Origin of the sequence: Microbacterium keratanolyticum (genome assembly GCF_016907255.1) — a bacterium.
Taxonomy (GTDB): Bacteria; Actinomycetota; Actinomycetes; order Actinomycetales; family Microbacteriaceae; genus Microbacterium; species Microbacterium keratanolyticum.
On the sequence record NZ_JAFBBQ010000001.1, the window covers coordinates 2,159,033 to 2,183,059 of the forward strand.

General features: G+C 67.7%; 24 protein-coding genes. 16 read left to right on the forward strand and 8 right to left on the reverse strand.

The features are described from left to right. The first annotated feature begins 149 nt into the window (after positions 1 to 149). The 7 genes from JOD62_RS10380 to JOD62_RS10410 are packed head-to-tail and all read left to right on the forward strand — an operon-like array spanning position 150 to position 6,673. Positions 150 to 1,748, forward strand: coding sequence for a sensor histidine kinase (locus JOD62_RS10380; RefSeq protein ID WP_204939223.1), 1,599 nt, complete (start codon positions 150 to 152; stop codon positions 1,746 to 1,748). An 11-nt stretch (positions 1,749 to 1,759) separates the two neighbouring features. Then, positions 1,760 to 2,902 carry a hypothetical protein gene (locus JOD62_RS10385; RefSeq protein ID WP_204939224.1) on the forward strand — a complete coding sequence of 381 codons (1,143 nt, stop codon included), beginning with the start codon at positions 1,760 to 1,762 and terminating at the stop codon, positions 2,900 to 2,902. Next, positions 2,899 to 3,522: a tRNA (adenosine(37)-N6)-threonylcarbamoyltransferase complex dimerization subunit type 1 TsaB gene (tsaB, locus tag JOD62_RS10390; RefSeq protein ID WP_204939225.1), complete on the forward strand. Its 624-nt coding sequence runs from the start codon at positions 2,899 to 2,901 to the stop codon at positions 3,520 to 3,522. Before JOD62_RS10385 ends, tsaB begins: the two co-directional genes overlap by 4 nt. Continuing rightward, a complete protein-coding gene (gene rimI / locus JOD62_RS10395) occupies positions 3,519 to 4,022 on the forward strand; it encodes a ribosomal protein S18-alanine N-acetyltransferase (protein ID WP_239526633.1) in 504 nt (167 codons plus the stop codon). Before tsaB ends, rimI begins: the two co-directional genes overlap by 4 nt. After that, on the forward strand, positions 4,019 to 5,104 hold the full coding sequence (tsaD, locus tag JOD62_RS10400; RefSeq protein ID WP_204939226.1) for a tRNA (adenosine(37)-N6)-threonylcarbamoyltransferase complex transferase subunit TsaD: 1,086 nt from the start codon (positions 4,019 to 4,021) through the stop codon (positions 5,102 to 5,104). The genes rimI and tsaD overlap by 4 nt, the downstream gene beginning before the upstream one ends. Continuing rightward, positions 5,094 to 5,486 (forward strand): hypothetical protein, encoded by a 393-nt coding sequence (locus JOD62_RS10405; protein ID WP_204939227.1) that lies wholly within the window; start codon positions 5,094 to 5,096, stop codon positions 5,484 to 5,486. Before tsaD ends, JOD62_RS10405 begins: the two co-directional genes overlap by 11 nt. After that, positions 5,483 to 6,673 (forward strand): hypothetical protein, encoded by a 1,191-nt coding sequence (locus tag JOD62_RS10410; RefSeq protein ID WP_204939228.1) that lies wholly within the window; start codon positions 5,483 to 5,485, stop codon positions 6,671 to 6,673. Before JOD62_RS10405 ends, JOD62_RS10410 begins: the two co-directional genes overlap by 4 nt. A 33-nt stretch (positions 6,674 to 6,706) precedes the next feature. Here the strand turns inward: JOD62_RS10410 and JOD62_RS10415 are convergent, their stop codons facing one another. Beyond that, a complete protein-coding gene (locus JOD62_RS10415; protein WP_204939229.1) occupies positions 6,707 to 7,903 on the reverse strand; it encodes a class I SAM-dependent methyltransferase in 1,197 nt (398 codons plus the stop codon). A 155-nt stretch (positions 7,904 to 8,058) separates the two neighbouring features. Between JOD62_RS10415 and groES the strand changes: the two genes are divergently transcribed. The 3 genes from groES (at position 8,059) to JOD62_RS10430 (ending at position 10,732) form a co-directional block, all read left to right on the forward strand. Continuing rightward, on the forward strand, positions 8,059 to 8,355 hold the full coding sequence (gene groES / locus JOD62_RS10420; RefSeq protein ID WP_039394204.1) for a co-chaperone GroES: 297 nt from the start codon (positions 8,059 to 8,061) through the stop codon (positions 8,353 to 8,355). Positions 8,356 to 8,428: 73 nt separating this feature from the next. Further along, positions 8,429 to 9,343 (forward strand): EamA family transporter RarD, encoded by a 915-nt coding sequence (rarD, locus tag JOD62_RS10425; protein WP_204939230.1) that lies wholly within the window; start codon positions 8,429 to 8,431, stop codon positions 9,341 to 9,343. A gap of 129 nt (positions 9,344 to 9,472) precedes the next feature. Further along, positions 9,473 to 10,732 (forward strand): ABC transporter substrate-binding protein, encoded by a 1,260-nt coding sequence (locus JOD62_RS10430; RefSeq protein WP_204939231.1) that lies wholly within the window; start codon positions 9,473 to 9,475, stop codon positions 10,730 to 10,732. Between the two features lie 202 nt (positions 10,733 to 10,934). Here the strand turns inward: JOD62_RS10430 and JOD62_RS10435 are convergent, their stop codons facing one another. The 5 genes from JOD62_RS10435 to JOD62_RS10455 all read right to left on the reverse strand — a co-directional run bounded on the left by JOD62_RS10435 (position 10,935) and on the right by JOD62_RS10455 (position 16,127). Continuing rightward, a complete protein-coding gene (locus tag JOD62_RS10435) occupies positions 10,935 to 11,855 on the reverse strand; it encodes a hypothetical protein (protein WP_204939232.1) in 921 nt (306 codons plus the stop codon). Between the two features lie 230 nt (positions 11,856 to 12,085). Next, positions 12,086 to 12,823 (reverse strand): ABC transporter ATP-binding protein, encoded by a 738-nt coding sequence (locus JOD62_RS10440; RefSeq protein ID WP_204939233.1) that lies wholly within the window; start codon positions 12,821 to 12,823, stop codon positions 12,086 to 12,088. Continuing rightward, positions 12,820 to 13,776: an ABC transporter ATP-binding protein gene (locus tag JOD62_RS10445; RefSeq protein ID WP_204940160.1), complete on the reverse strand. Its 957-nt coding sequence runs from the start codon at positions 13,774 to 13,776 to the stop codon at positions 12,820 to 12,822. Before JOD62_RS10445 ends, JOD62_RS10440 begins: the two co-directional genes overlap by 4 nt. Before the next feature lie 67 nt (positions 13,777 to 13,843). Further along, positions 13,844 to 14,821, reverse strand: coding sequence for a branched-chain amino acid ABC transporter permease (locus JOD62_RS10450; protein WP_204939234.1), 978 nt, complete (start codon positions 14,819 to 14,821; stop codon positions 13,844 to 13,846). 4 nt (positions 14,822 to 14,825) lie between these two features. Then, a complete protein-coding gene (locus tag JOD62_RS10455) occupies positions 14,826 to 16,127 on the reverse strand; it encodes an ABC transporter permease subunit (protein WP_204940161.1) in 1,302 nt (433 codons plus the stop codon). Between the two features lie 312 nt (positions 16,128 to 16,439). Here JOD62_RS10455 and guaB point away from each other — a divergent pair, with 312 nt between their 5' ends. Together guaB and JOD62_RS10465 are read left to right on the forward strand one after the other, a co-directional pair. After that, a complete protein-coding gene (gene guaB / locus JOD62_RS10460; RefSeq protein WP_204939235.1) occupies positions 16,440 to 17,942 on the forward strand; it encodes an IMP dehydrogenase in 1,503 nt (500 codons plus the stop codon). A 76-nt stretch (positions 17,943 to 18,018) separates the two neighbouring features. Continuing rightward, positions 18,019 to 18,294: a DUF2277 domain-containing protein gene (locus tag JOD62_RS10465; RefSeq protein WP_204939236.1), complete on the forward strand. Its 276-nt coding sequence runs from the start codon at positions 18,019 to 18,021 to the stop codon at positions 18,292 to 18,294. A 62-nt stretch (positions 18,295 to 18,356) separates the two neighbouring features. Here the strand turns inward: JOD62_RS10465 and JOD62_RS10470 are convergent, their stop codons facing one another. Both JOD62_RS10470 and JOD62_RS10475 read right to left on the reverse strand, forming a co-directional pair. Next, positions 18,357 to 18,701: a DUF4190 domain-containing protein gene (locus JOD62_RS10470; protein ID WP_204939237.1), complete on the reverse strand. Its 345-nt coding sequence runs from the start codon at positions 18,699 to 18,701 to the stop codon at positions 18,357 to 18,359. 174 nt (positions 18,702 to 18,875) lie between these two features. Then, positions 18,876 to 19,445 carry a hypothetical protein gene (locus JOD62_RS10475; RefSeq protein WP_204939238.1) on the reverse strand — a complete coding sequence of 190 codons (570 nt, stop codon included), beginning with the start codon at positions 19,443 to 19,445 and terminating at the stop codon, positions 18,876 to 18,878. A gap of 172 nt (positions 19,446 to 19,617) precedes the next feature. Between JOD62_RS10475 and JOD62_RS10480 the strand changes: the two genes are divergently transcribed. The 4 genes from JOD62_RS10480 to JOD62_RS10495 all read left to right on the forward strand — a co-directional run bounded on the left by JOD62_RS10480 (position 19,618) and on the right by JOD62_RS10495 (position 23,924). Continuing rightward, entirely contained in the window at positions 19,618 to 20,169 is a 552-nt protein-coding gene (locus JOD62_RS10480; RefSeq protein WP_204939239.1) for an OsmC family protein, read from the forward strand. A 105-nt stretch (positions 20,170 to 20,274) separates the two neighbouring features. Beyond that, entirely contained in the window at positions 20,275 to 21,963 is a 1,689-nt protein-coding gene (locus JOD62_RS10485; protein ID WP_204940162.1) for an ABC-F family ATP-binding cassette domain-containing protein, read from the forward strand. A 28-nt stretch (positions 21,964 to 21,991) separates the two neighbouring features. Next, positions 21,992 to 23,110: a GuaB3 family IMP dehydrogenase-related protein gene (locus JOD62_RS10490; RefSeq protein WP_204939240.1), complete on the forward strand. Its 1,119-nt coding sequence runs from the start codon at positions 21,992 to 21,994 to the stop codon at positions 23,108 to 23,110. A 13-nt stretch (positions 23,111 to 23,123) separates the two neighbouring features. Further along, complete coding sequence (locus tag JOD62_RS10495; RefSeq protein WP_378787840.1) at positions 23,124 to 23,924, forward strand: SURF1 family cytochrome oxidase biogenesis protein; 801 nt, start codon at positions 23,124 to 23,126, stop codon at positions 23,922 to 23,924. Positions 23,925 to 24,027: the final 103 nt, after the last annotated feature.

Here is a 24,027-nt window from a genome sequence, read left to right on the forward strand (position 1 = left end):
TGCGCAGAAAGCGGGCCTGCGGTCTTTCTTCGAGTAATCTTGCGGCTGCGTTGAGCATCGGATGTCGCGCAGCAGGGCATGCTCTTTTGTGAGGGATGCACGCGGTCACCGAGCGCTCAGGATCAGGTGGCGCGTGGGAGAGGACAGGCATGCGACGCAGCGCGTCTGTGTGGCGGTGGCAGCTCATGCTGGCCGCGAGCACCGTGCTCATCGTGGCGCTGATCGCCGCGTTCAGGCCAGAGATCTTCGGAACCCAGCCGTTCCTGTTCGGCATCTTCCTCATCACGGTGATCACGCTCGCAACGTTGCTGGTTCCCTGGCACCGTGTGCGCCCCGGTCTCATGCTCGTCGTTCCGTTCGCGGACATCCTGGCGGTGGGACTCGCCGCATCAGCGAGTGATGTGCGCCTGAGCTTCCTCTGGGTCTTCCCGGTGACCTGGATCGCCAGCTACTACGCGATGCCGACCATCATCGCCGCGCTCGCTCTCATCAGTGTGTGCCTGGCGGCGCTCACGAACTCGAGCATCTCTCCGTCCGACATGCTGCTGCGCATCATCGTGACGGTGCTGTCGTTGGGCTTCCTCGCCACAACGATTCGCATCGGGACGCAACAGGCACGGGCAGCACGCCGTCTGCTGCTGAGCCAGTCTGAGCAGATGAACCGCATCGCGCAGCGCGCGGAGGCGCATGAGCACCGGGTGACGCAGATCATCGATTCCCTGGATCTCGCGCTCGCGGCCGTCACCGCCGAAGGTCGGATCGTGAAGGCCAATGACGCCTACCGGCAGCTCTATCGCCGGAGCGAGAGCGATGGCGATCTGCCCTCGCGCGCTGTCGAGTACGACGATCGCCAGGGTGAGCCACTGCCGCCCGAGTGCACCGCGGTGGCCCGCGCCGCGCGGGGAGACCATATGCAGGCCGAGCGCATGTGGCTCTTCGATACCGACGGCGAGTGGCGGGCGCTGCAGGTCTCTTCGCAGCCCATAGCGACCGTCGAGGATCGCGCCGGCATCGCCCTCTTGATCATCGAGGATGTGACGGCTCTGCTGGAGGCCGCGCAGGAGCGCAAGACGGTCGCAGCGATCGTCTCGCATGAACTGCGCAACCCGCTCACGGCGATCATCGGTCATGTCGATCTGCTGCGGGATCGCGATGATCTGCCCGAGCGGGTGCAGGAGCAGCTGAGCATCGTCGCCAGCGCGAGTGACCGGATGGAGCGGCTTGTCGCGCGCGTGATGGAGGAGAGCCATCCGGATGCGGCCGTGCTGTCGGAGCCCGTCGACCTGCGCCAGCTCGTCGACGCCTCGATTGCGTCCTTCCTGCCGATCGCGCAGTCGCACCACCTCACCCTCACCGTGGAGGGCGCCCAGACCCTGATGCTCTACGGCGACGCCTTCCGCCTTCGCCAGGTGATCGACAACCTCATCAGCAACGCCGTCAAGTACACGCCGTCCGGCGGGCGTGTCGTCGTCTGGCTCGGCGTCGCCCCGGACGGACAGGTCGACCTGCAGATCGCCGACACCGGTATGGGAATGGCGGATGAAGACCTCGCGCGGGTGTTCCAGCCGTACTTCCGTGCGGAGGCCGCCGCCGCCACGGACATCCCCGGCACAGGTCTCGGCATGGGTGTCGTCGAGGAGATCGTCCACCAGCACGGTGGGACGATCGGCGTCGGCAGCGTTCTGGGCGCCGGAACCACCGTTGCGGTGCGACTGCCCCGTAAGCCCCCGACAGAGGAGAGTCGATGAATGCAGAGACGATGAGCATCGCGTTAGACGTGAATCTCGCGGTGTCGCTCGTGTCGCTTGTGACGCTGGCGACCGCATTCGTGATCGGGCTCGCGCTCCTGCCTCGGCCCAGCAAGGCCACTGTGATCTGGGCCTCGGCGTTCGTCCTCGGCACACTCGGCACGTATTGCCTCGTGGCCGCAGGGCAGCTCGAGTCGCGTGCGCTGCGCGCATTGTCGTCTGCGGTGATGATGACCTTCATCCCGATCGTCTGGCTCGGACTGCGTGCGTACCTGGGAAAGCGGATGCCCTGGTTCAGCGTGGTCGGCTACTCCCTTGCCATGCTGGTGGCGTTGCCGCTGCTGGCGGGGTTGCCCGAGTTCGCGATCGGATTCCGTCTCGCGTTTCTGGGCTCGGGTGTCTTCGCGGGGTTCCTGGCGTATGAACTGACTCGTATGCGTGCGGTGCAGCGTGACATTCTGCTGCCGCTCATATTCGCTGCCTGCGCCTATGTGCTGATCACGGTGCTGGCCGCGATGGACGCGATCACCCAGTTCGCGGCTCCTCGCGCAGATCCGCTCGCGGTGGTGCGTGACATCAACGGCGTGGGATCGCTCGTGGTGAGCCAGTGCGCCGCGCTCACGATCGTGCTGCTCGTGCGCACCCAGCGTCGGCGCAACAGGGGAGGTGCCGGTGCGGTCGTGAATCAGCTGACTGAGCGCCTGGCACGCGCCGAAGCGCTGAAGGAGGCCGCCTGGTCGCTCATCGATATCCGTCTCGATAATCGCGAAGATCTGCGGATCGCGGCGAAGTCGCAGGGTTACGCTCACATTCTCGACACCTTCCATGAGCGCGTGCGAGCAGGGCTGCCGGCCAGTGCCGACGTGCAGCGCATCGATGAAGCCCGCGTGGTGGCGTTGATCCCGGGATCTGAGCAGGCGGTGCGCCACCATCTGCGCATCCTGTTGGCGAAGATCTCGGCTCCGGATGAGGGGCGGGATGCGGCCGCGATCTCCCGCGTCTCCGCGAGCATCGGCTGGGCGTCGGTCGCAGAGGAGGGATACGAGTATCAGGCGCTGCTGGCGGCCGCAGCCCTCGGTGCCGCCGACGCGCAGGTGCTCGGCGGTGGCCGCTGGGGCCGAGCTCGCGAGCTCGCGGCTACCCTGGAAGGGTGATCCTCGCCGTCGACACCTCCCTGGGCACTGCCATCGCCGTCATCGACGGTGCCGGCGCGATCTGCGCGGAGCGTGCGGCGGTCGATCCGCTCGGGCACGTTGAAGTCATCGGCGAGATGCTCGCAGAGACCCTGCAGGACGCCGGAGCGGAGCCAATCACGCACGTCGTCGCCGGCATGGGGCCGGGGCCGTTCACCGGGTTGCGCATCGGCATCGCCACGGCGCGTGCGGTTGCTCTGGCGCGAGCTATCACGGTCGTCCCGGTGCCGAGCCACTTCGCAGCCGCGCTGACCGAGATCGAGGCGGATGCCGCTGCGGGCCGCTTCGCGATCGTGACCGATGCGCGCCGGCGCGAGGTCGCCGTCACCGTGTTCGACGGTCTTGATGCCGACGGTATCCCGCATGTCGTCGCCGACACGGTGCTCGTGCTGCGTGCCGATGCAGAGGCGCACCTCGCGGGGATTCGCGCTGTCGAGGTCACCGCGCTCTCCGCCGCAGCACTCGCACGGGTCGGCCAGCGTGCGCTCGCCGCCGGCCGCGATCTCACAGACAGCGAGCCGCTCTACCTGCGCCAGCCCGACGTCGCACAGCCACGCGCTCCGAAACAGGTCGGATCATGATCCGACCCGCCGGAGCATCCGATCTCGACGCGATCATGCGCATCGAGACCGCATCCTTCCCGACCGACGCCTGGAGTGCCGAGATGATGGCGGCCGAGCTCCTCTCCGAGCACGGTCGCTACTTCGTCGATGACGAGTTCGGAGAGATCGTCGGCTACGGGGGAGTGCGCGCACTGCGCGGATCCAGCGACGCCGATATCCAGACGATCGCGCTCGACGCCGCTCACCGCGGGGCCGGACGCGGGCGGGCGCTCCTGCGCGCGTTACTCGGCGAGGCATCCGACCGCGGCGCGAACGAGGTGTTCCTCGAAGTGCGCGCCGACAACCCCACGGCCGAGAAGCTGTACAGCTCCGAGGGGTTCGCCGAACTCGGCCGCCGCCCGCGCTACTACCAGCCCGACGACGTCGACGCGATCGTGATGCGGCTCGATCTGCGCGTCTGGCGTGAGCGCGACGCATCCGCGACATCCGATTCCGCGACCGAGGAGAGCACCGCATGACCACCGCCCCCCTGGTTCTCGGCATCGAGACGAGCTGCGACGAGACCGGCATCGGCATCGTCCGCGGCCGCACCCTGCTGTCGAACACGATCGCGTCCAGCATGGACGAGCACGCCCGCTACGGCGGCGTCGTCCCCGAGGTCGCCGCGCGTGCCCACCTTGAGGCGCTGGAGCCGTCGATCGAACAGGCGCTCGCCGAGGCACAGGTGCGCCTGGAGGATCTCGACGCGATCGCCGTGACCAGCGGGCCGGGTCTTGCAGGAGCACTCATGGTCGGCATCGGTGCCGCCAAGGGGCTCGCCGCCGCGCTCGACAAGCCGCTGTACGCGGTCAACCATCTCGTCGGACACATCGCCGCTGACATCCTCGCGGGAGACGCAGAATCTGCGCCTCTCGAGTATCCGACGATCGCGCTGCTGGTGAGCGGCGGGCACACCTCTCTGCTGCACGTACGCGACCTCACGACCGACGTCGAGATGCTCGGCGAGACGATGGACGACGCGGCCGGCGAGGCCTTCGACAAGGTCGCGCGCCTGCTCGGCCTGCCCTACCCCGGTGGGCCGGAGATCGACCGTGCGGCCGTCGGCGGCGACCCGCAGGCGATCCGCTTCCCGCGCGGACTCTCCCGGGCCTCAGACATGGCGAAGCACCGCTACGACTTCTCGTTCTCCGGTCTCAAGACGGCCGTCGCCCGCTGGGTCGAACAGCAGGAGGCGACGGGGGAGCCGGTGCCCGTCGCGGATGTTGCGGCGAGCTTCCGCGAGGCCGTCGTGGATGTGCTGGTCACGAAGGCGCTCGCAGCCTGCAAGGATCTCGGCGTTCCGCGCCTTCTGCTCGGCGGCGGCGTCATCGCGAACCGACGCCTGCGTGACGTCGCCTTGGAGCGGGCGGCAGAGGCCGGGGTGAGTGTGCGGATTCCCCCGCTGTCGCTGTGCACCGACAACGGAGCGATGATCGCAGGGCTGGCCGCAGAGCTCATCGCGTCGGGGCGTCGCCCGTCCACGCTCGCGTTCGGCGCCGACTCGACGCTGCCCGTGACCGAGATCCAGGTCGCCGAACGGGAGGCCGTCGATGTCGGATGACCGTGGCTACAGTCGCCTCCCCACCGCCCCGACGCCGGTCACCGTAGAGACGGGGCCCGACGCCGATCACATCGGGTGGCAGCCGGACGCGATCGCCGTGGGCGCCGCCGCAGGTTCCGGTGCGGCGCCCGCTGTCGCATCCACCCCTCGGATCGGACCGTGGGCGCTGTTGGCGGCCATCGTCGCGCTTGTGGCATCGTTCTTCGTAGGGTGGGGAATCCCGCTCGCGATCATTGCCGTGGTCGCCTCGATCATCGCCCTGCGGCGGCCGGTCGAGAACCGGGCGCTCGCGATCTGGTCGCTTGTGCTCGCGGTGCTGGCCACGCTCTACAGCGCGGGCTGGCTGGTCTGGTACGCGTACGAGTTCAACATTCTGGGGTGATCATGTTCACCGAGGTCGAAGCAATGGAGCTTCGTGCCCTGCAGCACCGCGCATATGGGCGCGGCGGTGCGCTCACCGATGCGGATGCCGCGCGCTTGCGTGAATTGGAAGCCCGCCGGATCGCTCCGACGGCTGAACCCGGCGATGCGGAAGCTGACGCCGTTGCGACGAACGCGGGGACCGATGAACTCCGACGCGAAGTGGCAGGGAGTGACGGTGACGCGGCCACCTCCGGGGAAGAGCTCCCTTCGGACGACGCCTCTGATGCCGCTCCTGAGCCGCCGCGCGCACCGGAGCGGCTCGCTGATCGCCTCCGCCGACGACTCGGCGACGGCGTGGACGCGCTGCGCGCGAAGTCGTGGGCCCGGCGTCCGCGCGTGGTCGTCGGTGCGCTGATCGGCGCGCTCGTGCTGGCCTTCGGCGTCGGCCTGGCCTTTCCGCGCACACCGGTCGTCGCCCTGCACGAGACCTCAGAGCAGCAGGATCGGCGCGCGGCGATCGTCGCCCAGTACGAGGACCTCGATGAGGGCAGCCTCATCCTCATCGCCGCGCGGGGCATCGGGACACTCTGGTATGCGACATCCAGCGAAGAGCAGCTCCGGTGCGCGATCGTCGACAACAGCGACCTCATGCAGCAGCAGTGCATGCGACCAGGCGATGGCCGGACCGACGGGCTGCAGATCTTCCTGGACCCGGCCAATCCCGAGGTTCCCGGCTACTTCGGTCAGGTCGCCTTCTCGGTGGAGGGGCTTCCGATCGGTTCGCTGCAGGAGCTCACGGGATTCACCAGCGTGGACACGTCGCTGCTCACCGAGGAGGAGCAGCGTTTCGCCGATGGTCTGGTCGTGGAGGGGTATGCGCCCGGTGCGCAGATTCTCGGCTACCTGGACGATCAGCCCATCTGGCTCGCGTACTCCGCTGGAGGGTCTCAGACCTGTCTGCTCTATGACGAGCCGCTGGGGGAGATGGAGGTGAGCTGTGATGAGGTCTCTGGCGTCGCCATCGTCACGTCGGGGGACGGAGAGGAGGGCCCGGAGGCGCGAGTGCCCATCTCCTTCCGGACGGTCTCTGCGCAGACCGGCGAGTCCGTGCTGGTCGAGCTGTTCGCGACGGGCTATGGAGGCTTCTCGCTGACGATCACGCGGTCAGCGGATCATCCGCCGACCGCGTGGGGTCCGCGGCTTTAGTGAGGCGCTCCCGGGCGCTCCGCTGTGCGACCGCTAGGCGGCGTCGACGCGGTCGGCGAGGATCGCGTGCCGTTTGCTGCCGACGCGCGCCAGGATCAGCGTGGCCGCGTTCGGGCCCCGCAACGTGAGCTTCTTCCGGAAGGTCGCGGGGTCGATGTCCACGCCGCGCTTCTTGATCTCCAGCGTTCCGATCTCGCCAGCCCGCAGCGCGGCGCTGATCGCCTTCGGGGTCACGGGCAACACCTCGCGCACGCGGAACGACTGTACGAAGGGGCTCGTCAGTGCGGCATCGGATGTGAGGTAGGCGATGTGCTCATCGAGCATCCCCGCCTCCAAGTGGCGAGCCACATCGCCGATCAGCCGGGCGCGGATGACGGCGCCGTCCGGCTCGTGCAGGAACGCACCGAGTTCGCGCACCGGCGCGTCCTCGCTGTCCGCGGGCGCGGTCAGCTCGTGGGTGTGTCCGCCGCGTACGACCATCGCCGCACGGTGCACGCCGGGGCGCGCAAGTGCGCCGGACCACAGCACGAGCTCGACCACACTGCCGTCGACGCTCACCCACTGCGCCTCGCTCTCGGCGGGCAGCTGGTCGCGGTCGTGCCCCGGTCCGAGCTTGATGCCCACGGGCATCCGCGTGGCGAGATCGAAAGCCCAGTCGAGCGAGGGGGAGTAGTCGGTTGCGGCCACCCGGCGCGTCTCACTGTGCCCAGCGGTGCGTCGGGCGGGATCCAGCCACACCGCGTCGATGCCGGTGAGATCCGCGGTCTCCGCGGTGCTATGCAGCACGGTCGCGTCGTCCCCGAAGGGGGCGAGGTTGAAGGCGGTGAGGGCGGCGGTGATCTCGTCAGCATCCACCGCGGTGACACGCAGGCCCGCGCCTGCGAAAGCAAGGGAGTCACCGCCGATCCCACAGCCGAGATCGGCGACGTGGGTGATGCCCGCGGTGCGCAGACGTCCGGCGTGCCGTGCGGCGACGGAGAGGCGCGTCGCCTGCTCGAGGCCCGCGCGGGTGAACAGCATCCGAGACGCGAACTCGCCGAACTTCGTCCGCGCCTTCGCCCGGAGGTGCGCCTGCCCGACCACCGCGGCGACGAGGTCGGGGCCGTGGCCCGCGGCGCGCAGCGTCGAGACCGCGCGAGCAGCGGCGTCTGTCGTCTCCACTGTGCCGAGTGCATCCAGCAGGCGCAGGCCCTCGGGGGTGAGCAGGGCGGTGAGCTCAGACATTTCCACCGGATCAGCCTAGACCGGCGGGCGTGTGCGCCCACGGCGAAACGTTGGCACTCGCATTGCGTGAGTGCCAATGAAGCGCGTAAGGTGAGTGTTAGCACTCTCGGGTAGAGAGTGCGAATGACTTCCGATGTCTCTGTCATAGAAAGAGGTAGACCGTGTCGGTTTCCATCAAGCCGCTCGAGGACCGCATCGTCATCAAGCAGGTCGAGGCCGAGCAGACCACCGCGAGTGGCCTGGTCATCCCTGACACTGCCAAGGAGAAGCCCCAGGAGGGCGAGGTCGTGGCCGTGGGCCCCGGCCGCATCGACGACAACGGCAACCGTGTTCCGCTCGACGTCGCCGTCGGCGACCGCGTCCTGTACAGCAAGTACGGCGGCACCGAGGTGAAGTTCGGCGCCGACGAGTACCTCGTCCTCTCGGCGCGCGACGTTCTGGCGGTCGTCGTCCGCTGACGACAGCTGCAGGCGAAGGGCTCGGATGCTACGGCATCCGGGCCCTTCGTCATTTTGTCCCTACAGTTGACGGATGACAACTGAGCTGCGCATCGGATTCGCGTACACGGCAGCCGCGTACGTGCTGTGGGGATTCGTTCCGCTCTTCTTCGTCTTGCTCATCCCCACCGGTCCGTGGGAGATCGTCGCGATGCGGGTGCTGTTCTCGCTCGTGCTGTGCGTCCTCCTGCTGACCGTCACCCGCGGGTGGGCGGCGTTCCTCGCGATTCTGCGCGACCGTCGTCTGCGGTGGCTCACTCTTCTCGCCGGCGCCCTCATCTTCATCAACTGGCAGACCTACATCGTCGGCGTCGTCACCGATCGCGTTCTCGAAACCAGCCTCGGCTACTTCATGAACCCGATCCTGATCGTGCTCCTCGGCGTGATCGTGCTGCGCGAGCGCCTGCGGCCGCTGCAGTGGGTTGCCATCGGCATCGCCGCGGTCGCGGTCGCAGTGACCGTGATCGGCTATGGAACGGTGCCGTGGATCGCCCTGCTGCTCGCCTTCTCGTTCGGCCTCTACGGACTCGTCAAGAAGAAGATCGGGCCCCGGGTGGATGCCGTCTCCGGCCTCACTCTCGAGACCATGTGGCTCACGCCGGTCGCCATCATCGAACTCGTGATCGTCGCGATGACGACCGGCATCACCTTCGGAACACTCGGATGGGGCCACGCGGCGCTGCTCGCTGCGACCGGCGTCGTGACCGCGGTGCCGCTGCTGCTGTTCGCTGGGGGAGCGCGTCGGATCCCGCTGAGCATGGCTGGCATCCTGCAGTTCATCACGCCGATCATGATCTTCCTCATCGGCACGTTCCTTCTGCATGAACCCATGCCGCCGGAGCGCTGGGCGGGCTTCATCCTGGTGTGGATCGCTGTGGTGGTCTTCCTGCTCGACGTGCTCCTGGCCAGTCGAAAAGGACGCCGGGCGGCGCCGGTCGAACTCGTCTAGCAGAGGTGGGTGCACTCGGGGCAGATCGTTAACGCACCGAGACAATGCGTGAGCGTGGTTGTCATAGGGTGAGACCACCCGATAGTGGGCATCGTAAACAGTCCACGTTCATACACGCAAAGGAGCACCATGAACGCACTGAAGAACTCGCGCACCGCGAAGGTCTTCGCAGGCGTCGCGCTGATCGGCGCATCCGCCCTGGTGATTGCAGGCTGCAGTACACCCGGCACAGCGCCCGAAACCGGCGGTGGCGAGAAGCCTGCGACAGAGCTCGCGCTCAAGCTCGGCTCGCTGCTCCCGCAGACCGGTTCGCTGTCCTTCCTCGGCCCGCCCATGGAGTCCGGCGTCGGTCTGGCCGTGCAGGAGATCAACGACGCCAAGGCCGGTGTCACGATCGAGATGCTCTCCGAAGACGAGGGTGACACCGACACGAAGGCCTACGAGACCTCGATCACCAAGCTGCAGAACGCCGGGGTTGCCGGCATCGTCGGTGCCGCAGCATCCGGTGTCTCCAAGCTCATCCTCGACGGAAACATCAACGCAGGCATCATCACGATCTCGCCGTCGAACACCTCGCCGGACTTCACGGCCTGGGACGATAACGGGCTGTACTTCCGCACCGCACCGAGCGACCTGCTCCAGGGTGAGGTGCTGGGCAACCTGATCGCCGAGGACGGCAAGAAGACGCTCGGCATCATCTACCAGAACGACGCATACGGCACCGGCCTGTTCGACGCGATCAAGACGACGTTCGAGAGCACGGGCGGCGAGGTCGTCGCAGACGCCTCGTTCAACGTCGGCGACGCGCAGTTCGACGCGCAGGTTGCGACGATCACGGCCGCCAACCCGGACGCTGTGGCGATCGTCTCCTTCGACCAGTTCAAGACGATCGCACCGCTGCTGGTGAACGCCGGCATCACGGGCGACAAGTTCTACATGGTCGATGGCAACGTGTCGCAGTACGGCACCGACATCCCGGTCTCGCTCGAAGGCGCTCAGGGCACCCGCCCCGGCCCGGAGCTCGAGGACGACTTCACCGAGCGACTCCAGGCATTCTGGACCGGTGAGGGCAACGCCGAGGTCAAGGACTTCACCTACGCGGCAGAGGCCTACGACGCCGTCGTGCTGATGGCGCTGGCAGCGCTCGCGTCCGGCTCCACCGAAGGGCCGGAGATCGCCGCGAAGATGCAGGAAGTCTCCGGTGGCTCGGGTGACGGCACGCCGTGCACGAGCTTCGCCGACTGCGCGAAGATCATCAACGATGGTGGCGTCGCCGACTACGACGGCTACTCCGGCAAGGTGACCTTCGACGAGAACGGCGACCCGAAGGGTGCCGCGATCGGCATCTTCAAGTTCGGCGCCGACAACATGTACACCCGCGTGAACTGAGTTCCGCAACGAGAAAGGCCCCGGATGCGCGCATCCGGGGCCTTTCTCGTGGCGCGGACTCGCCCTGTCCCACCCGGCTCGCCCTTATCCACCCGCGTCTGGCTTCGCGGGAGGTTTGTGTCGGTTCTGGAGCGCCTTTCCCGACAGAAGTCTCCTTTCCTTAGGGAGTTCGCCTGTGCCCGGGTCGCCGGGAGGCGCCGTGTCAGAGTGCGGCCGCGATCGCGCGACGGAGGTGCCTGAGGAACGCAGCAGGTTCATGAAGGTCTGCCTCGGTGAGGCGGATGACGGTCCAACCGCCATCTTCAAGATCTCGCTGGCGCTGGATGTCTCGCCGCCACTGCTCCCGGTCGGTGCGATGGTCATCCTCCTCGTACTCGACGGCGATGCGCCACTGCGGGTAGCCGAGATCGACGCGCGCGAGGAAGCGTCCGCGATCCCTGACGATGTACTGGACCACCGGCTCGGGCATCCCGTGGCGGATGATCAGAAGTCGCGTCTCCGTCTCCTTCGGCGATTCGACTCCGGCTCGTGCGTCCTTGAGCGCCGCACGAACGGCGCCGCATCCGGGAATTCGTCCTCGCTGGCGCAGCCGAGACTCGATGTCGTCGCGAAAGACGAGCGGATGCCGTCGCGAGCGCCCCCTGTACGCGGACGAGGTCGCGAGGATCGCGTCGATCAGGACGATCGTCTGCGTGACGGTGAGCCCATGCGCGGCGGTGAACAGTGCGGCGACCGGATCGAGGAGTGGCACGCCGTCCAGCACGCTCTCGCTGTCATCGGTCGGTGCCACACGGTATCCGCGAACCCCAGGGCGTCGCGGCGGCGCGGCATCCGGAGGAACCACGATCTCCAGCGGCTCGGCGGGCGACCACCACCCCGGACAGGGGAGACCCCACAGTCGCAATGCAGTCTTGCCTCCGAAGCGCTGCGCTGGTCGCAGCAGCGGTCGATACGCGCCGACCGACTCCGTGAACGTGGAGGGCGTGCGCACAGCCCGCGCACCGCGGAAGGTGCGGACGAGGTCAGCGCCGTCACGGCGCGTGCGACCGACGCTGACCCGCTCAGCATCCCCGGTCGAGAAAGAGGGACCGAGCGACGCTGGCAGGGGACGGGCGATGCGCATACGCTCAGACTGCGTGCTGGACCCACTCGCCGACGCCTTCCTGCGCGCGACTCGTGGAGAGCGTGATCCCGCGCCGTCCTGTGCAGAGACGGCAGAAGGAGGGTTGTGTCGGTTCTCAGGGGTGAGAACCGACACAGCCCGTCTTTCACGCGGGATGAAGCGGAGTCGCGGACGTGAGGCGCGCGCGACGCCAGACCGGGGACGCCCAACTCGGGGCGCCGAACCCGGAACTATGCCGCGTCGGTCCCGAGCGTTCCGAGGTAGAGTCCGATCACCTTCGGGTCGTTCAACAGCTCGCGGCCCGTGCCCTCGTACGCGTCCTTGCCCTGGTCGAGCACGTAGCCGCGGTCGCAGATCTGCAGGCAGCGGCGCGCGTTCTGCTCGACCATGATCGTGGTCACTCCGGCCTTGTTGATGTCGGAGACGCGGATGAACGCGTCGTCCTGGCGCACCGGCGAGAGGCCCGCGGATGGCTCGTCGAGCAGCAGCACCGAGGGATCCATCATGAGGGCGCGCGACATCGCGACCATCTGACGCTCACCGCCCGAGAGTGAGCCCGCACGCTGGCCGAGCCGCTTGCCGAGCTCCGCGAAGATCCCGGTCACGAACTCCAGGCGCTCGCTGTAGATCTTCGGGTTCTGGTAGAGCCCCATCTGCAGGTTCTCTGCGATCGTGAGCGACGGGAACACATTGTTCGTCTGCGGCACGAACGCCACCCCGCGTTTGACCAGCTTGTCAGCCTTGAGCCCGACGATGCTCTCACCGTTGAGGGTGATCTCCCCGGAGCGCACCTGGAGCATCCCGAAGATCGCCTTCAGCAGTGTCGACTTGCCGGCGCCGTTGGGGCCGATGATGCCGATGAGCTCACCCTGACGGGCGATCAGGTTGGCGCCGTTGAGAATGTTGACCCCGGGCAGATACCCGGCGTGCACGTCGGTCAGCTCGACGACGATGGTGTCCTCGGTCACGAGCGCTCCTCCTCTGCGGATGCGTCCGCGTCCAGCTCTTCGGCCGCTTCGGCCTCGATCACCTCGCGGATCCGCTCCGCGGCCCCCGACTCGACGACGGCGATGCGTCCCGTGACGGCTCCGAGATCGACGTCCTGATGGGCGCCCAGGTAGGCGTCGATCACCGCAGGGTCTTCCATCACGGTCTCCGGCGGCCCTTCCGCGACGACGCGACCTTCCGCCATGACGACGACCCAGTCGGCGATGTGCCGCACCATGTGCATGTCGTGCTCGACGAAGAGAACGGTCATGCCGAGTTCCTTGAGATCGAGGATGTGGTCGAGGAGAGACTGCGTGAGTGCCGGGTTGACGCCGGCCATCGGCTCATCCAGCATCACGAGCGTGGGATCGCTCATGAGCGCCCGCGCCATCTCCAAGAGCTTGCGCTGCCCGCCCGAGAGCGAAGCGGCGAAGTCCTTCTCCTTCGCGTCGAGCTTGAAACGGGCGAGGAGCTCCCGCGCTTTGGTCTCGATCTCGGTGTCCTGCGCCCGCCAGAGGAAGGGGAACAGGCTCGACCAGAACTTCTCTCCGCGCTGGTCGCGAGCCCCGAGCTTCATGTTCTCGAGCACGGTCAGCAGCGACAGCGACTTGGTGAGCTGGAAAGTGCGCACCTGTCCCATGCGGGCGACCTTGAACGACGGGATGCCGGCGAGATCGGTGCCGTCGAACGACCAGGTGCCGGTGTTCGGCTTGTCGAATCCGCAGAGCAGGTTGAACAGGGTCGTCTTGCCGGCGCCGTTGGGGCCGATGAGCGCCGTGATCGCCCCGCGCGGGATCTCCAGGTGATCGACGTCGACGGCCGTGAGACCGCCGAACCGCCGGGTCACGGCGTCGACGACGAGGATCGGATCGACCTTCGCGACGCCGGGCGTTGCCGGCCCCTTCGCGAGGCCGGTCGTCTTCGGACGGCGGATGCTTCCGGTGGGCGTGACGCCGGCGGCGGCGGTGCCGTCTGCTGTGGCATCCGCTTCGGGGGTCAGTTCATTTGACAAAGGTCATCTCCCTCTTGTCTCCGAGGATGCCCTGCGGGCGGAAGATCACGAGCAGCATGAGCGCGATGCCCACCAGCACGAATCGGATGGTTCCCGCCTGCGCATCGGACATCGGCAGCAGATCCGCCTTGGCCAGATCGGGCAGCAGGTTGCCGAGGAACGCGAACACGAGCCAGAAGATGATCGCGCCGAGCGTCGGACCGAAGACGGTCGCAGCGCCGCCGAGCAGCAGGATCGTCCAGAGGAAGAACGTGAGCGAGGTCGAGTAGCTGCCCGGGACGACTGCCGACGGCAGGACGAAGACGATGCCGCCGAGCGCGCCGATCACGCCGCCGATGACGAGCGCCTGCATCTTGTAGCCGAAGACGTTCTTGCCGAGCGAGCGCACGGCGTCCTCGTCTTCGCGGATGCCCTTGAGGACGCGTCCCCAGGGGCTGCGCATGAGTGCCCAGACCACCAGGATCGCGACGGCGAGCACGAGCAGGCCGAAGACGCGGTTCCACAGATCGTTCTCGTTGTAGGTCCACGGGCCGAAGCCGTAGGTTCCCGGAGGGAAGGGGTTCGCGCCGCGGAATCCGGCGTGGTATCCGGCCAGGCCGTCCGCCGAGTTGGTCCACTCGTCGAACAGCTGCGTCGTGAACAGCAGGCGCACGATCTCACCCGCGGCGATCGTCGCGATCGCGAGGTAGTCGGCGCGCAGGCGCAGGGTCGGGATGCCCAGCAGCAGCGCGAACAGCGCGCCGCCCGCCATGCCGATGATCATGCCGAGCCACCAGGGCAGGCCGAACGAGAGAACCGAGATCGCGTAGCCGTAGCCGCCGATGGCCATGAAGGCCGCCATGCCGAAGTTCAGCAGACCTGCGTAGCCGAAGTGCACGGCGAGGCCGGTTGCGGCGAGTGCGTAGGCGATCGTGACCGGGCTGAAGAGGTAGCTTGCGGTGTTTCCGAAGATGCTTCCGAAGTCCATGGCGTCAGCCCAATCTCTCGCGGCGGCCGAGCAGACCCTGCGGCCGGATCAGCAGGATGATGATCAGGGCTGCCAGGGCGCTGGCGTACTTCAGGTCGGAGGGGATCCACAGCGTCGAGACCTCGACGGCGATGCCCACGATGAGCGATCCCAGGAGCGCACCGAACGCGGTGCCGAGGCCGCCGAGGGTGATGGCGCAGAAGATCAGCAGCAGCATCTGCATGCCCATGTCCCACTTCACGCCCGGGCGGAAGTAGGCCCACAGGATGCCGGAGATCGCGGCGAGGACGCCGGCGAGAATCCAGACGATGCGGATGACGCGGTCGACGTCGATTCCAGATGCGGCCGCCAGCTGCGGGTTGTCGGAGATCGCGCGGGTCGCCTTTCCGATCCGCGTGCGGGTCAGGAAGTACGCGACGGCGAGGATCACGACAAGGCTGACGCCCATGCTGATCAGGTCGATGTACGAGAGCGAGATCGGGCCGAACCGGATCGGGGTCGGGCTTGCTCCCGGCAGCTGCGACGTGCCTCCGCCGATGACGTACTGGAAGGCGTATCGCAGAGCGAGCGAGAGGCCGATGCTGACGATCATGAGCTGGACGACGCCGAGTCCGCGACGGCGCAGTGGCCGCCAGAGTCCGGCATCCAGAGCCCAGCCGAGCAGAGCGCCGCCGATGATGGCTCCGGCGATGCCGGCCCAGAGCGGCAGCTGCCAGAACGAGGTGAACACCAGGGCGACGAGACCACCCCAGGTCACCATCTCGGCGTGCGCGAAGTTCGACAGACGTGTCGTGCCGTAGATGAGGGCAGCGCCCATGGATGCCAGCGCAAGCAGGAGGCCGAAGTTCAGACCGTTCATCAGACGTGACAGCAGCTGATCCACGAACGATTCCGTGACCCGTTCGCCTTCGCCGAGGAAGAGGTTGATGATCTTCGTTCCGGTCAGGCCGAACTCCGCCTCGAACGAGCCGGTCGTGCCGGACACGAGTGCGACGCCGTCGGGCAGCTGCGCGGCATCGACGATGACGCCATCGGGCAGTGTCTTCTCGTCGATGGTGAGCGTGTACCTCTCCTGTTCCGGAACGTACAGTCGCCACTTTCCTTCCGGGTCGGTCTCGGTCTCCGCATCGAATCCGTTTCCGTCGACACTGATCGTGACGCCCTCGACGGGCTTGTCATCGAACGTGATCGTTCCGGCGAAATAGAAGTCGGTCACTTCTTGCTCGTCGGTCGCCGCGAGCGCGGCGGTCGGCCCCTGCAGCACGAAGATCGCGGTTGCGATCAGCGCACACAGTGCCGCGAGCAGCCATCGTCGGGTGTACCCGATGGCCGTTGTCCTGTCTCTCACGCATCCTCCACATTGAGTGCGTCGTGCCGGCGCCTCGTTGCGCCAGCGGACGACGGATTGAGCGTAACCCGACAACACCGCGTACGCCTACCATCAGGGGCAATCCGTGATCGGATCGCATGCCAACGCTCGGATCCTCACTCGGGAATGAACTGGGCGTGCGCGCGTTTACACTGGAGAGGAGCCCGGGAAGCTGTTCCCGTGCTCTCCCGGTCGAAGACGTCCCGCGCGCAAGCGCGTTACCGCGCCGTCGGCGCGAGAGGAGCCCCCATGGACCAGCCCGATCCCTTCGGTTTCGTCGGTCTCACCTATGACGATGTGCTGCTCCTGCCTGGGCACACCGACGTCATTCCGAGTGAGGCGGACACCTCGTCGCGGGTGACGCGTCGCATCTCCGTCGCCACGCCGCTGCTCTCCAGTGCGATGGACACCGTGACCGAGGCCCGCATGGCGATCGCCATGGCCCGTGAGGGTGGCATCGGCATCCTGCACCGCAACCTGTCGATCGCCGACCAGGCCGCGCAGGTCGACCGCGTGAAGCGGAGCGAGTCGGGCATGATCACCGATCCCATCACGACGTCGCCGGATGCGACCGTCGACGAGGTCGACGCACTCTGCGCGCAGTACCGTATCTCGGGCCTCCCCGTGGTCGATGCGGACGGTCGCCTCGTCGGCATCATCACGAACCGCGACATGCGCTTCGTCTCCGGATTCGAGCGTCAGTCCACCTTCGTGAAGGACGTCATGACGAGCGAGAACCTCGTCACCGCGCCTGTCGGTGTCGCCGCCGGCGAGGTCATCGCACTGTTCGCGAAGCACCGGGTCGAGAAGCTGCCGCTCATCGACGAAGACGGAAAGCTCGCCGGCCTCATCACGATCAAGGACTTCGACAAGAGCGAGAAGTACCCGCTGGCCACGAAGGACGAGCAGGGTCGGCTTCGCGTGGGAGCTGCGATCGGCTTCTTCGGCGATGCGTGGGAGCGTGCCGAGGCGCTGCGTGACGCGGGCGTCGATGTGCTCGTCGTCGACACGGCCAACGGCCAGTCGCAGGGAGTCATCGACCTCGTCAAGCGTCTCAAGGCTGATGAGTCGTTCGCGCACATTGATGTCATCGGGGGCAACGTCGCGACCCGTGAGGGTGCGCAGGCTCTCGTCGACGCCGGTGTGGACGCCGTCAAGGTCGGCGTCGGGCCGGGCTCGATCTGCACCACGCGTGTCGTCGCCGGCGTCGGTGTGCCTCAGGTGACGGCGGTCTATGAGGCGTCTCTGGCTGCGCGCCCCGCGGGCGTTCCGGTCATCGCAGACGGTGGCCTGCAGTACTCGGGTGACATCGCGAAGGCCCTCGTCGCCGGCGCGGATGCGGTCATGCTCGGTTCGCTTCTGGCCGGAACCGACGAGTCGCCGGGAGAGATCGTCTTCCAGTCGGGCAAGCAGTTCAAGCAGTACCGCGGCATGGGCTCGCTCGGTGCGATGCAGACGCGCGGCAAGCAGACCTCGTACTCGAAGGACCGCTACTTCCAGGCTGACGTCCCCAGCGACGACAAGCTGATCCCCGAGGGCATCGAGGGTCAGGTGCCGTACCGCGGTCCGCTCGCCGCAGTCGCATATCAGCTCGTCGGCGGTCTGCGTCAGTCGATGTTCTATGTCGGCGCGCGCACGATCGAAGAGCTCAAGCAGCGCGGCAAGTTCGTGCGGATCACGGCGGCCGGGCTCAAGGAGTCGCACCCGCACGACGTGCAGATCGTCGTCGAAGCACCGAACTACAAGAAGTAGTCAAAGACACCGGAAGGGGCGGATGCTGCTGCATCCGCCCCTTCCTTCTTTTCGCGCCCCAGCGTAGCGTGCGGGTATGTGCCGGAACATCCACACCCTTCATAACTTCGAGCCTGCAGCCTCCTCAGAAGAAGTGCAGGCAGCAGCCCTGCAGTACGTGCGCAAGATCGCCGGCACGACCAAGCCGTCGAAGGCGAATCAGGAGGCCTTCGATCGGGCCGTCGCCGAGATCGCGCATGCGACACAGCATCTGCTGAACGATCTGGTCGCGGTGCGTCCTCCGAAGAACCGAGAAGAGGAAGCCGCGAAGGCGCGCGCCCGCGCTGTGGCATCCGGGCGCTACGCCGCCTGAGAGCGGGTACGCAGCGACGGTGCCGTCCCTGCGAGAGGAAACGGCGCCGAATGCGCGGTGCGCTATTCGCAGGTGATGGTTGCTCCGTCGACATCCCAGACGCCCGGACCCAGGTCGAGGCAGGTGCCGACCATCTCGACCGCTGCGCCGAGGATGGCCGTGCTGACGATGATCGTCACGATCCATCCGATGGTGCCGAGGGCGCCGATGATGATGCCCGCGATCGCGAGGCCCTTGCTGCTCCCGCCGGCCTTGTTGATCTTGACGAGCGCGACGATGCTGAGGATCGCTCCGAGCGGGGCGATGAGGAACGCCAGGACGAAACCGGCGATCGTGAGGCCGCGCGCGGGCTCGGCCGGGGCCGTGACGGGCGCGGGAACGGGGGCAGGGGTGATGGGCGACGTCATCGCGAATCCTTCTTCTCTGGGGTAGACAACGGAGCGTATCTGCCGGCAGAGCGTGCCAAACCGCTTCTGTGCGCGGTCGTGCGCGCGATGCGCGCACCGCGCGTGGATTGCTCGATGCGGCGACGAAAGCGCCCCGCCACCCGAAGGTGACGGGGCGCCTGAACGCTGCTGCGATCACTCGCAGGTGTAGGTGACGCCGTTCACGTCCCACACCCCAGGGCCGAGCTGGGAGCACATCTCGATCACGTTGCCGAGCAGTCCTGCGGCGAGAGTGACGGTGATGATGATGCCGATGATCCACGCGATCGTCACGAGGATGCCGATGATCAGACCCGCGATGGCGATGCCCTTGCTGCCGCCGCTCTTGTTGAGCTTCACGAGAGCGATGATGCTCAGGATGATGCCGACGGGAGCGACCAGGAACGCACAGATGAGTCCGGCAATGGCCAGTCCTCGACCCGGAACGGACGGCGCGGGCGCGTAGCCGGGAGCCGGCGGTGCAGCGGGATACCCGGTCGCCGGCGCACCCTGATAGCCGGGGGTGGGCTCCGCAGGAGGATACCCGGGAGCAGGCGGCGTCGCGTATCCGGCGGGACCTGCGTAGCCGGGAGCGGCCGGATCGGCGCTCGGCGCATGCGGCACGGACGCGGCCTCCGGCGGAACAGGCGGTGCGGGCGGAACCTCGCCGACCGGGTCTGCGGGTCGTTCGGGGTTCTGCGGATCGTAGTTCGGTGGCAGGGACATGACGACTCCTTTTCAGAGGGGCAGTACCTGGAGGATAGGGGGCGAGCGGGGCGCGGGGAAACCCCCTGTGCGCACGACGAGGCGAGTCGCTGCGTGACGGCATGTGACACGGGGATGACTTCACATGACGCACGGGGCGCGGCGAGGCATCCGCCGTGGATAGGTTCGCGACATGACACAGCTTCTGGATCCGCCGACCGCTCTCCCGACGATCTCCGATGACGAGCGCGCCGCGCGCCTGAACGCCGCAGGCGCCGCGTGGAGCGAGCGCATCGCCGCGAGTCCGGCGAACGCGCAGCTGAAAACGCGAGTTTCCGGTCGCGCCGTCGGGTCCGTGGCGACCGAGATTCGCGCGGGCGCGCATCGCTTCCTGGTGGACGAACCCGCCGGTCTTGCGGGCGACGACGCAGCGCCGAGCCCCGTCGAGTACGCGCTGGGTGCTCTCGTCTCCTGCCAGGTCGTCGTGTTCCGTCTCTACGCGCAGGCGCTCGGGCTCACGATCGACGAGCTGGAGATCACCGCGGAGGGTGACCTCGACGTGCGCAAGATCTTCGGCATCGACGAATCGGTGCGCGCCGGCTTCCAGGGTGTGCGTGTGAGCGTCGAGATCACGGGGCCGAACACCCCGGAGGAGTACGAGAACCTGCGTCAGATCGTCGACGCGCACTGTCCCGTGCTGGATATCTTCGAAAACCCCGTTCCGACGACGGGTGCGCTGGTCTGAGACTTCGGCTCGCCCGGATGTGCGGGCGAGCTGCTCCGGCTGATAGCCTGGTCGGCTCGCCATTCGGCATCCTGCTACCGTGCGGGCGTAAGGATGGCCACGCACGTGGGGTACATCGATGTGTCTGGCGTCTCGCTGACGCTGCCTGATGGCAGACCGCTGCTCGACGAGGTCGACTTCCGCGTCGGCTCGGGGTCGACGAGCGCCCTGATCGGGCCGAACGGGGCAGGGAAGACCACGCTGCTGCGGATCATCCGCGGCGAGCAGCGCGCCGATGCCGGTGTCGTCACGATCGACGGCGGTCTCGGCGTCATGGATCAGTTCGTCGGGCACGGCGAAGCGGGGCAAACGGTGCAGGAGCTGCTCATCCGGGTCGCGCCGCGGCGCATCCGTGCGGCGGCGGACGCGCTGGAGGCGGCGGAGAACGCACTGATCGAACGCGATGAGCACGACACGCAGATGGCCTACGCCGCGGCGATCAGTGAATATGCGGATGCCGGTGGCTACGAGCACGAGACGATCTGGGATCAGTGCACGGTCGCGGCTCTCGGCGTCCCCTATGAGCGTGCGCGTTTTCGCGAGCTGGTGACGCTGTCCGGCGGGGAGCAGAAGCGCCTCGCCCTGGAGGCGCTGCTGCGCGGCCCTGATGAGGTGCTCCTGCTCGACGAACCGGACAACTATCTCGACGTTCCTGCGAAGCGCTGGCTCGAGGAACGGCTGAGGGAGACGCCCAAGACGGTGCTCCTGGTCTCGCACGACCGGGAACTGCTGGATCGCGCGGTCGACCGGCTCGTCACGCTCGAGCCGGGAGGCGCCGGCGCGACCGCCTGGGTGCACGGCGGTGGGTTCTCGACCTACGCGCAGGCGCGCAGCGAGAGGATGGACCGGCTGGACGAGCTGCGACGTCGCTGGGATGAGCAGCATGAGAAGCTGCGCGTGCTGGTCGCGAATCTCAAGGTCAAGGCCTCGGCGAACGACGGCTTCGCGTCCCGCTACCAGGCGGCGCAGACGCGTCTGCGCAAGTTCGAGGAGGCGGGGCCCCCTGAGGAGCGCCCTCCTGCGCAGGAGTTCGACATGCGGCTGCGGGGAGCGCGCACGGGCAAACGGGCCGTCATCGCCGAGGCCCTCGAACTGACGGGGCTCATGCGCCCGTTCGACGCGGAGATCTGGTACGGCGATCGGGTCGCGGTGCTGGGGTCGAACGGTTCCGGAAAGTCGCATTTCCTGCGGCTGCTCGCTCGCGGCGGAACCGACCCCGACCCCTCGCTGGGGCACGTCACATCGACGGGGCAGCAGCTCGCCGCGGTCGCGCACACTGGGCGCGCAGTGCTGGGCGCGCGAGTCGTGCCGGGGCTGTTCGCGCAGACGCACGCGCACCCCGAGTTCGTCGGTCGCTCGCTGCTGGAAATCCTTCACCGCGGGGATGAGCGGCGCGCCGGGATGCCCCGGGACGCCGCCAGCTCCGCGCTCGACCGCTACGGCCTCGTGCGTCAGGCGCAGCAGAGCTTCGACTCGCTCTCCGGTGGGCAGCAGGCGCGGTTCCAGGTTCTCCTGCTGGAACTCGCCGGAGCCACTCTGCTGCTGCTCGACGAGCCGACCGACAACCTCGATCTCGAGTCGGCCGAGGAGCTAGAGAACGCCATCGCACGCTTCGACGGGACGGTGCTCGCGGTCACGCACGACCGCTGGTTCGCGCGCTCGTTCGATCGTTTCCTCGTCTTCGGCTCTGACGGCGCCGTGTACGAGTCGGATGAACCCGTGTGGGACGAGACCCGCGTCGTCCGGGCCCGCTGAGCAGGCCGGGTAGGCTGGAGGGGTGAGCATGGAAATCGAACTTGGCCGGGGCAAGCGTGCGCGTCGCGCATATACGTTCGACGACATTGCGGTGGTGCCGTCGCGGCGCACCCGCAACCCGGAAGATGTGTCGACCGCCTGGACGATCGACGCGTTCTCCTTCGACATCCCGGTTCTCGGCGCGCCGATGGACTCCGTCGTCAGCCCGCGCACGGCGATCATGCTCGGACAGCTCGGCGGACTCGGCGTGCTCGACCTCGAGGGTCTGTGGACGCGCTACGAGAACCCGGAGCCGCTGCTGGAAGAGATCGCCGGCCTCACCGAGGCCGAGGCGACGGTGCGGATGCAGCAGCTGTACTCCGAGCCGATCAAGGCCGAGCTCATCACGAAGCGTCTCGATGAGGTGCGCGCCGCCGGCGTCACGGTGGCAGGTTCCCTCACCCCGCAGCACACGCAGGAGTTCTACGACACCGTCGCGAGCGCCGGCGTCGACCTCTTCGTGATCCGCGGTACAACGGTCTCGGCAGAGCACGTCTCGAGTGCGGCGGCACCCCTCAACCTCAAGAAGTTCATCTACGACCTCGACGTTCCCGTCATCGTCGGCGGCGCGGCCACCTACACGGCGGCGCTGCACCTCATGCGCACAGGCGCGGCGGGCGTGCTGGTCGGCTTCGGCGGTGGCGCGGCCTCGACGACGCGCGCGACGCTCGGCATCCACGCTCCGATGGCGACGGCCGTCTCCGATGTCGCCGCTGCGCGCCGCGACTACCTGGACGAGTCGGGCGGACGGTACGTGCACGTGATCGCGGACGGCGGCGTCGGCACCTCCGGTGACATCGTCAAGGCGCTCGCCATGGGCGCCGACGCGGTCATGCTCGGTGTGGCTCTCGCCCGTGCGACGGATGCTCCGGGTCGCGGGTTCCACTGGGGTCCCGAAGCCCACCACCCGCAGCTTCCGCGCGGCCGCCGGGTGGCGGTCGACGGCGTGGCGACTCTGGAGGAGATCCTCTACGGTCCCGCTCCGGTCGCGGACGGCACGGCGAACCTCATCGGCGCGCTGCGCAAGTCGATGGCCACGACCGGATACTCCGACCTGAAGGAGTTCCAGCGCGTCGAGGTCGTTCTCGCTCCGTACGAGCAGGTCTGACGGACTTCTGCTCGTGACGACCCCTTTGGCGTTTCCCCCGACGCTGCGTGAGGTGCTCTTCCGCGGCAAGTGGATCCGCATGCTGTTCCTCTGTCTGGTCGTCGCGGGCGTCTTCGCGTGGCTGGGACAGTGGCAGCTCGGTCAGGCGATCGACACGGATCCGCCGCCGGCGGGTGTGACCGAGACCCAGCGCCCCCTCGATGAGGTCGTGCAGCCGGGGGAGTACCTTCCTGAGCCCTATGTGGGGCACAAGGTCGAGACCCGCGGGTCCTGGGTTCCCGGCGACTTCGTGATCATCGCCTCGCGTTTCAACGATGGTGTCGAGGGCTACTGGGTGAGCGGACAGCTGCGCCTCGCGGATGCCGCCGAGCCGACGTCTCTCGCCGTCGCGGCCGGGTGGGCTGCCGATCGGGCGACGGCGGAAGCCGCTGTCGATGAACTCGAGAGATCGGCGGACGGAACCGTCATCGAGGTGGCCGGACGCATCATCTCAGACGAGGGCGCCGTGGTCCCGCCGCGCGCCGAGCCGTTCCTGTTGACTCGGATGTCTCCCGCAGCGCTGCTGAGTCGCTGGAGCGACATCGACGGGCTCTCTGTGTACCGCCCGTATCTTGCCTCGACGACGGCGATGGGCGGGCTGGACGACATCGCGTCTCCGGCGCCCGCCGAAGGCTCGCCCATCAACTGGCTCAACGTGTTCTACGCGGCTGAGTGGGTCATCTTCGCCGGCTTCGCCTTCTACCTCTGGTACCGCCTGGCGCGGGACGAGTGGGAGCGCGAAGTCGAGGAGTTCGAAGAGAACGCCACCGCCTGACAGGCGAGAGCACGCGCGTCCGCCAGACCGTCCGGCGGATGCCCTTCGTCGACTATCCCGCCTGACCGACAGGCGTCCATCGGGTGACGGCTGCGTGAAGACC

Bases quoted from the DNA above. Each gene is read 5' to 3' on its own strand.
- JOD62_RS10380 (WP_204939223.1), top strand. From the start codon at position 150: ATGCGACGCAGCGCGTCTGTGTGGCGGTGGCAGCTCATGCTGGCCGCG.
- JOD62_RS10385 (WP_204939224.1), top strand. From the start codon at position 1,760: ATGAGCATCGCGTTAGACGTGAATCTCGCGGTGTCGCTCGTGTCGCTT.
- rimI (WP_239526633.1), top strand. From the start codon at position 3,519: ATGATCCGACCCGCCGGAGCATCCGATCTCGACGCGATCATGCGCATC.
- tsaD (WP_204939226.1), top strand. From the start codon at position 4,019: ATGACCACCGCCCCCCTGGTTCTCGGCATCGAGACGAGCTGCGACGAG.
- JOD62_RS10405 (WP_204939227.1), top strand. From the start codon at position 5,094: ATGTCGGATGACCGTGGCTACAGTCGCCTCCCCACCGCCCCGACGCCG.
- rarD (WP_204939230.1), top strand. From the start codon at position 8,429: ATGACAACTGAGCTGCGCATCGGATTCGCGTACACGGCAGCCGCGTAC.
- JOD62_RS10430 (WP_204939231.1), top strand. From the start codon at position 9,473: ATGAACGCACTGAAGAACTCGCGCACCGCGAAGGTCTTCGCAGGCGTC.
- JOD62_RS10435 (WP_204939232.1), bottom strand. From the start codon at position 11,855: ATGCGCATCGCCCGTCCCCTGCCAGCGTCGCTCGGTCCCTCTTTCTCG.
- JOD62_RS10450 (WP_204939234.1), bottom strand. From the start codon at position 14,821: ATGGACTTCGGAAGCATCTTCGGAAACACCGCAAGCTACCTCTTCAGC.
- guaB (WP_204939235.1), top strand. From the start codon at position 16,440: ATGGACCAGCCCGATCCCTTCGGTTTCGTCGGTCTCACCTATGACGAT.
- JOD62_RS10465 (WP_204939236.1), top strand. From the start codon at position 18,019: ATGTGCCGGAACATCCACACCCTTCATAACTTCGAGCCTGCAGCCTCC.
- JOD62_RS10470 (WP_204939237.1), bottom strand. From the start codon at position 18,701: ATGACGTCGCCCATCACCCCTGCCCCCGTTCCCGCGCCCGTCACGGCC.
- JOD62_RS10475 (WP_204939238.1), bottom strand. From the start codon at position 19,445: ATGTCCCTGCCACCGAACTACGATCCGCAGAACCCCGAACGACCCGCA.
- JOD62_RS10480 (WP_204939239.1), top strand. From the start codon at position 19,618: ATGACACAGCTTCTGGATCCGCCGACCGCTCTCCCGACGATCTCCGAT.
- JOD62_RS10490 (WP_204939240.1), top strand. From the start codon at position 21,992: ATGGAAATCGAACTTGGCCGGGGCAAGCGTGCGCGTCGCGCATATACG.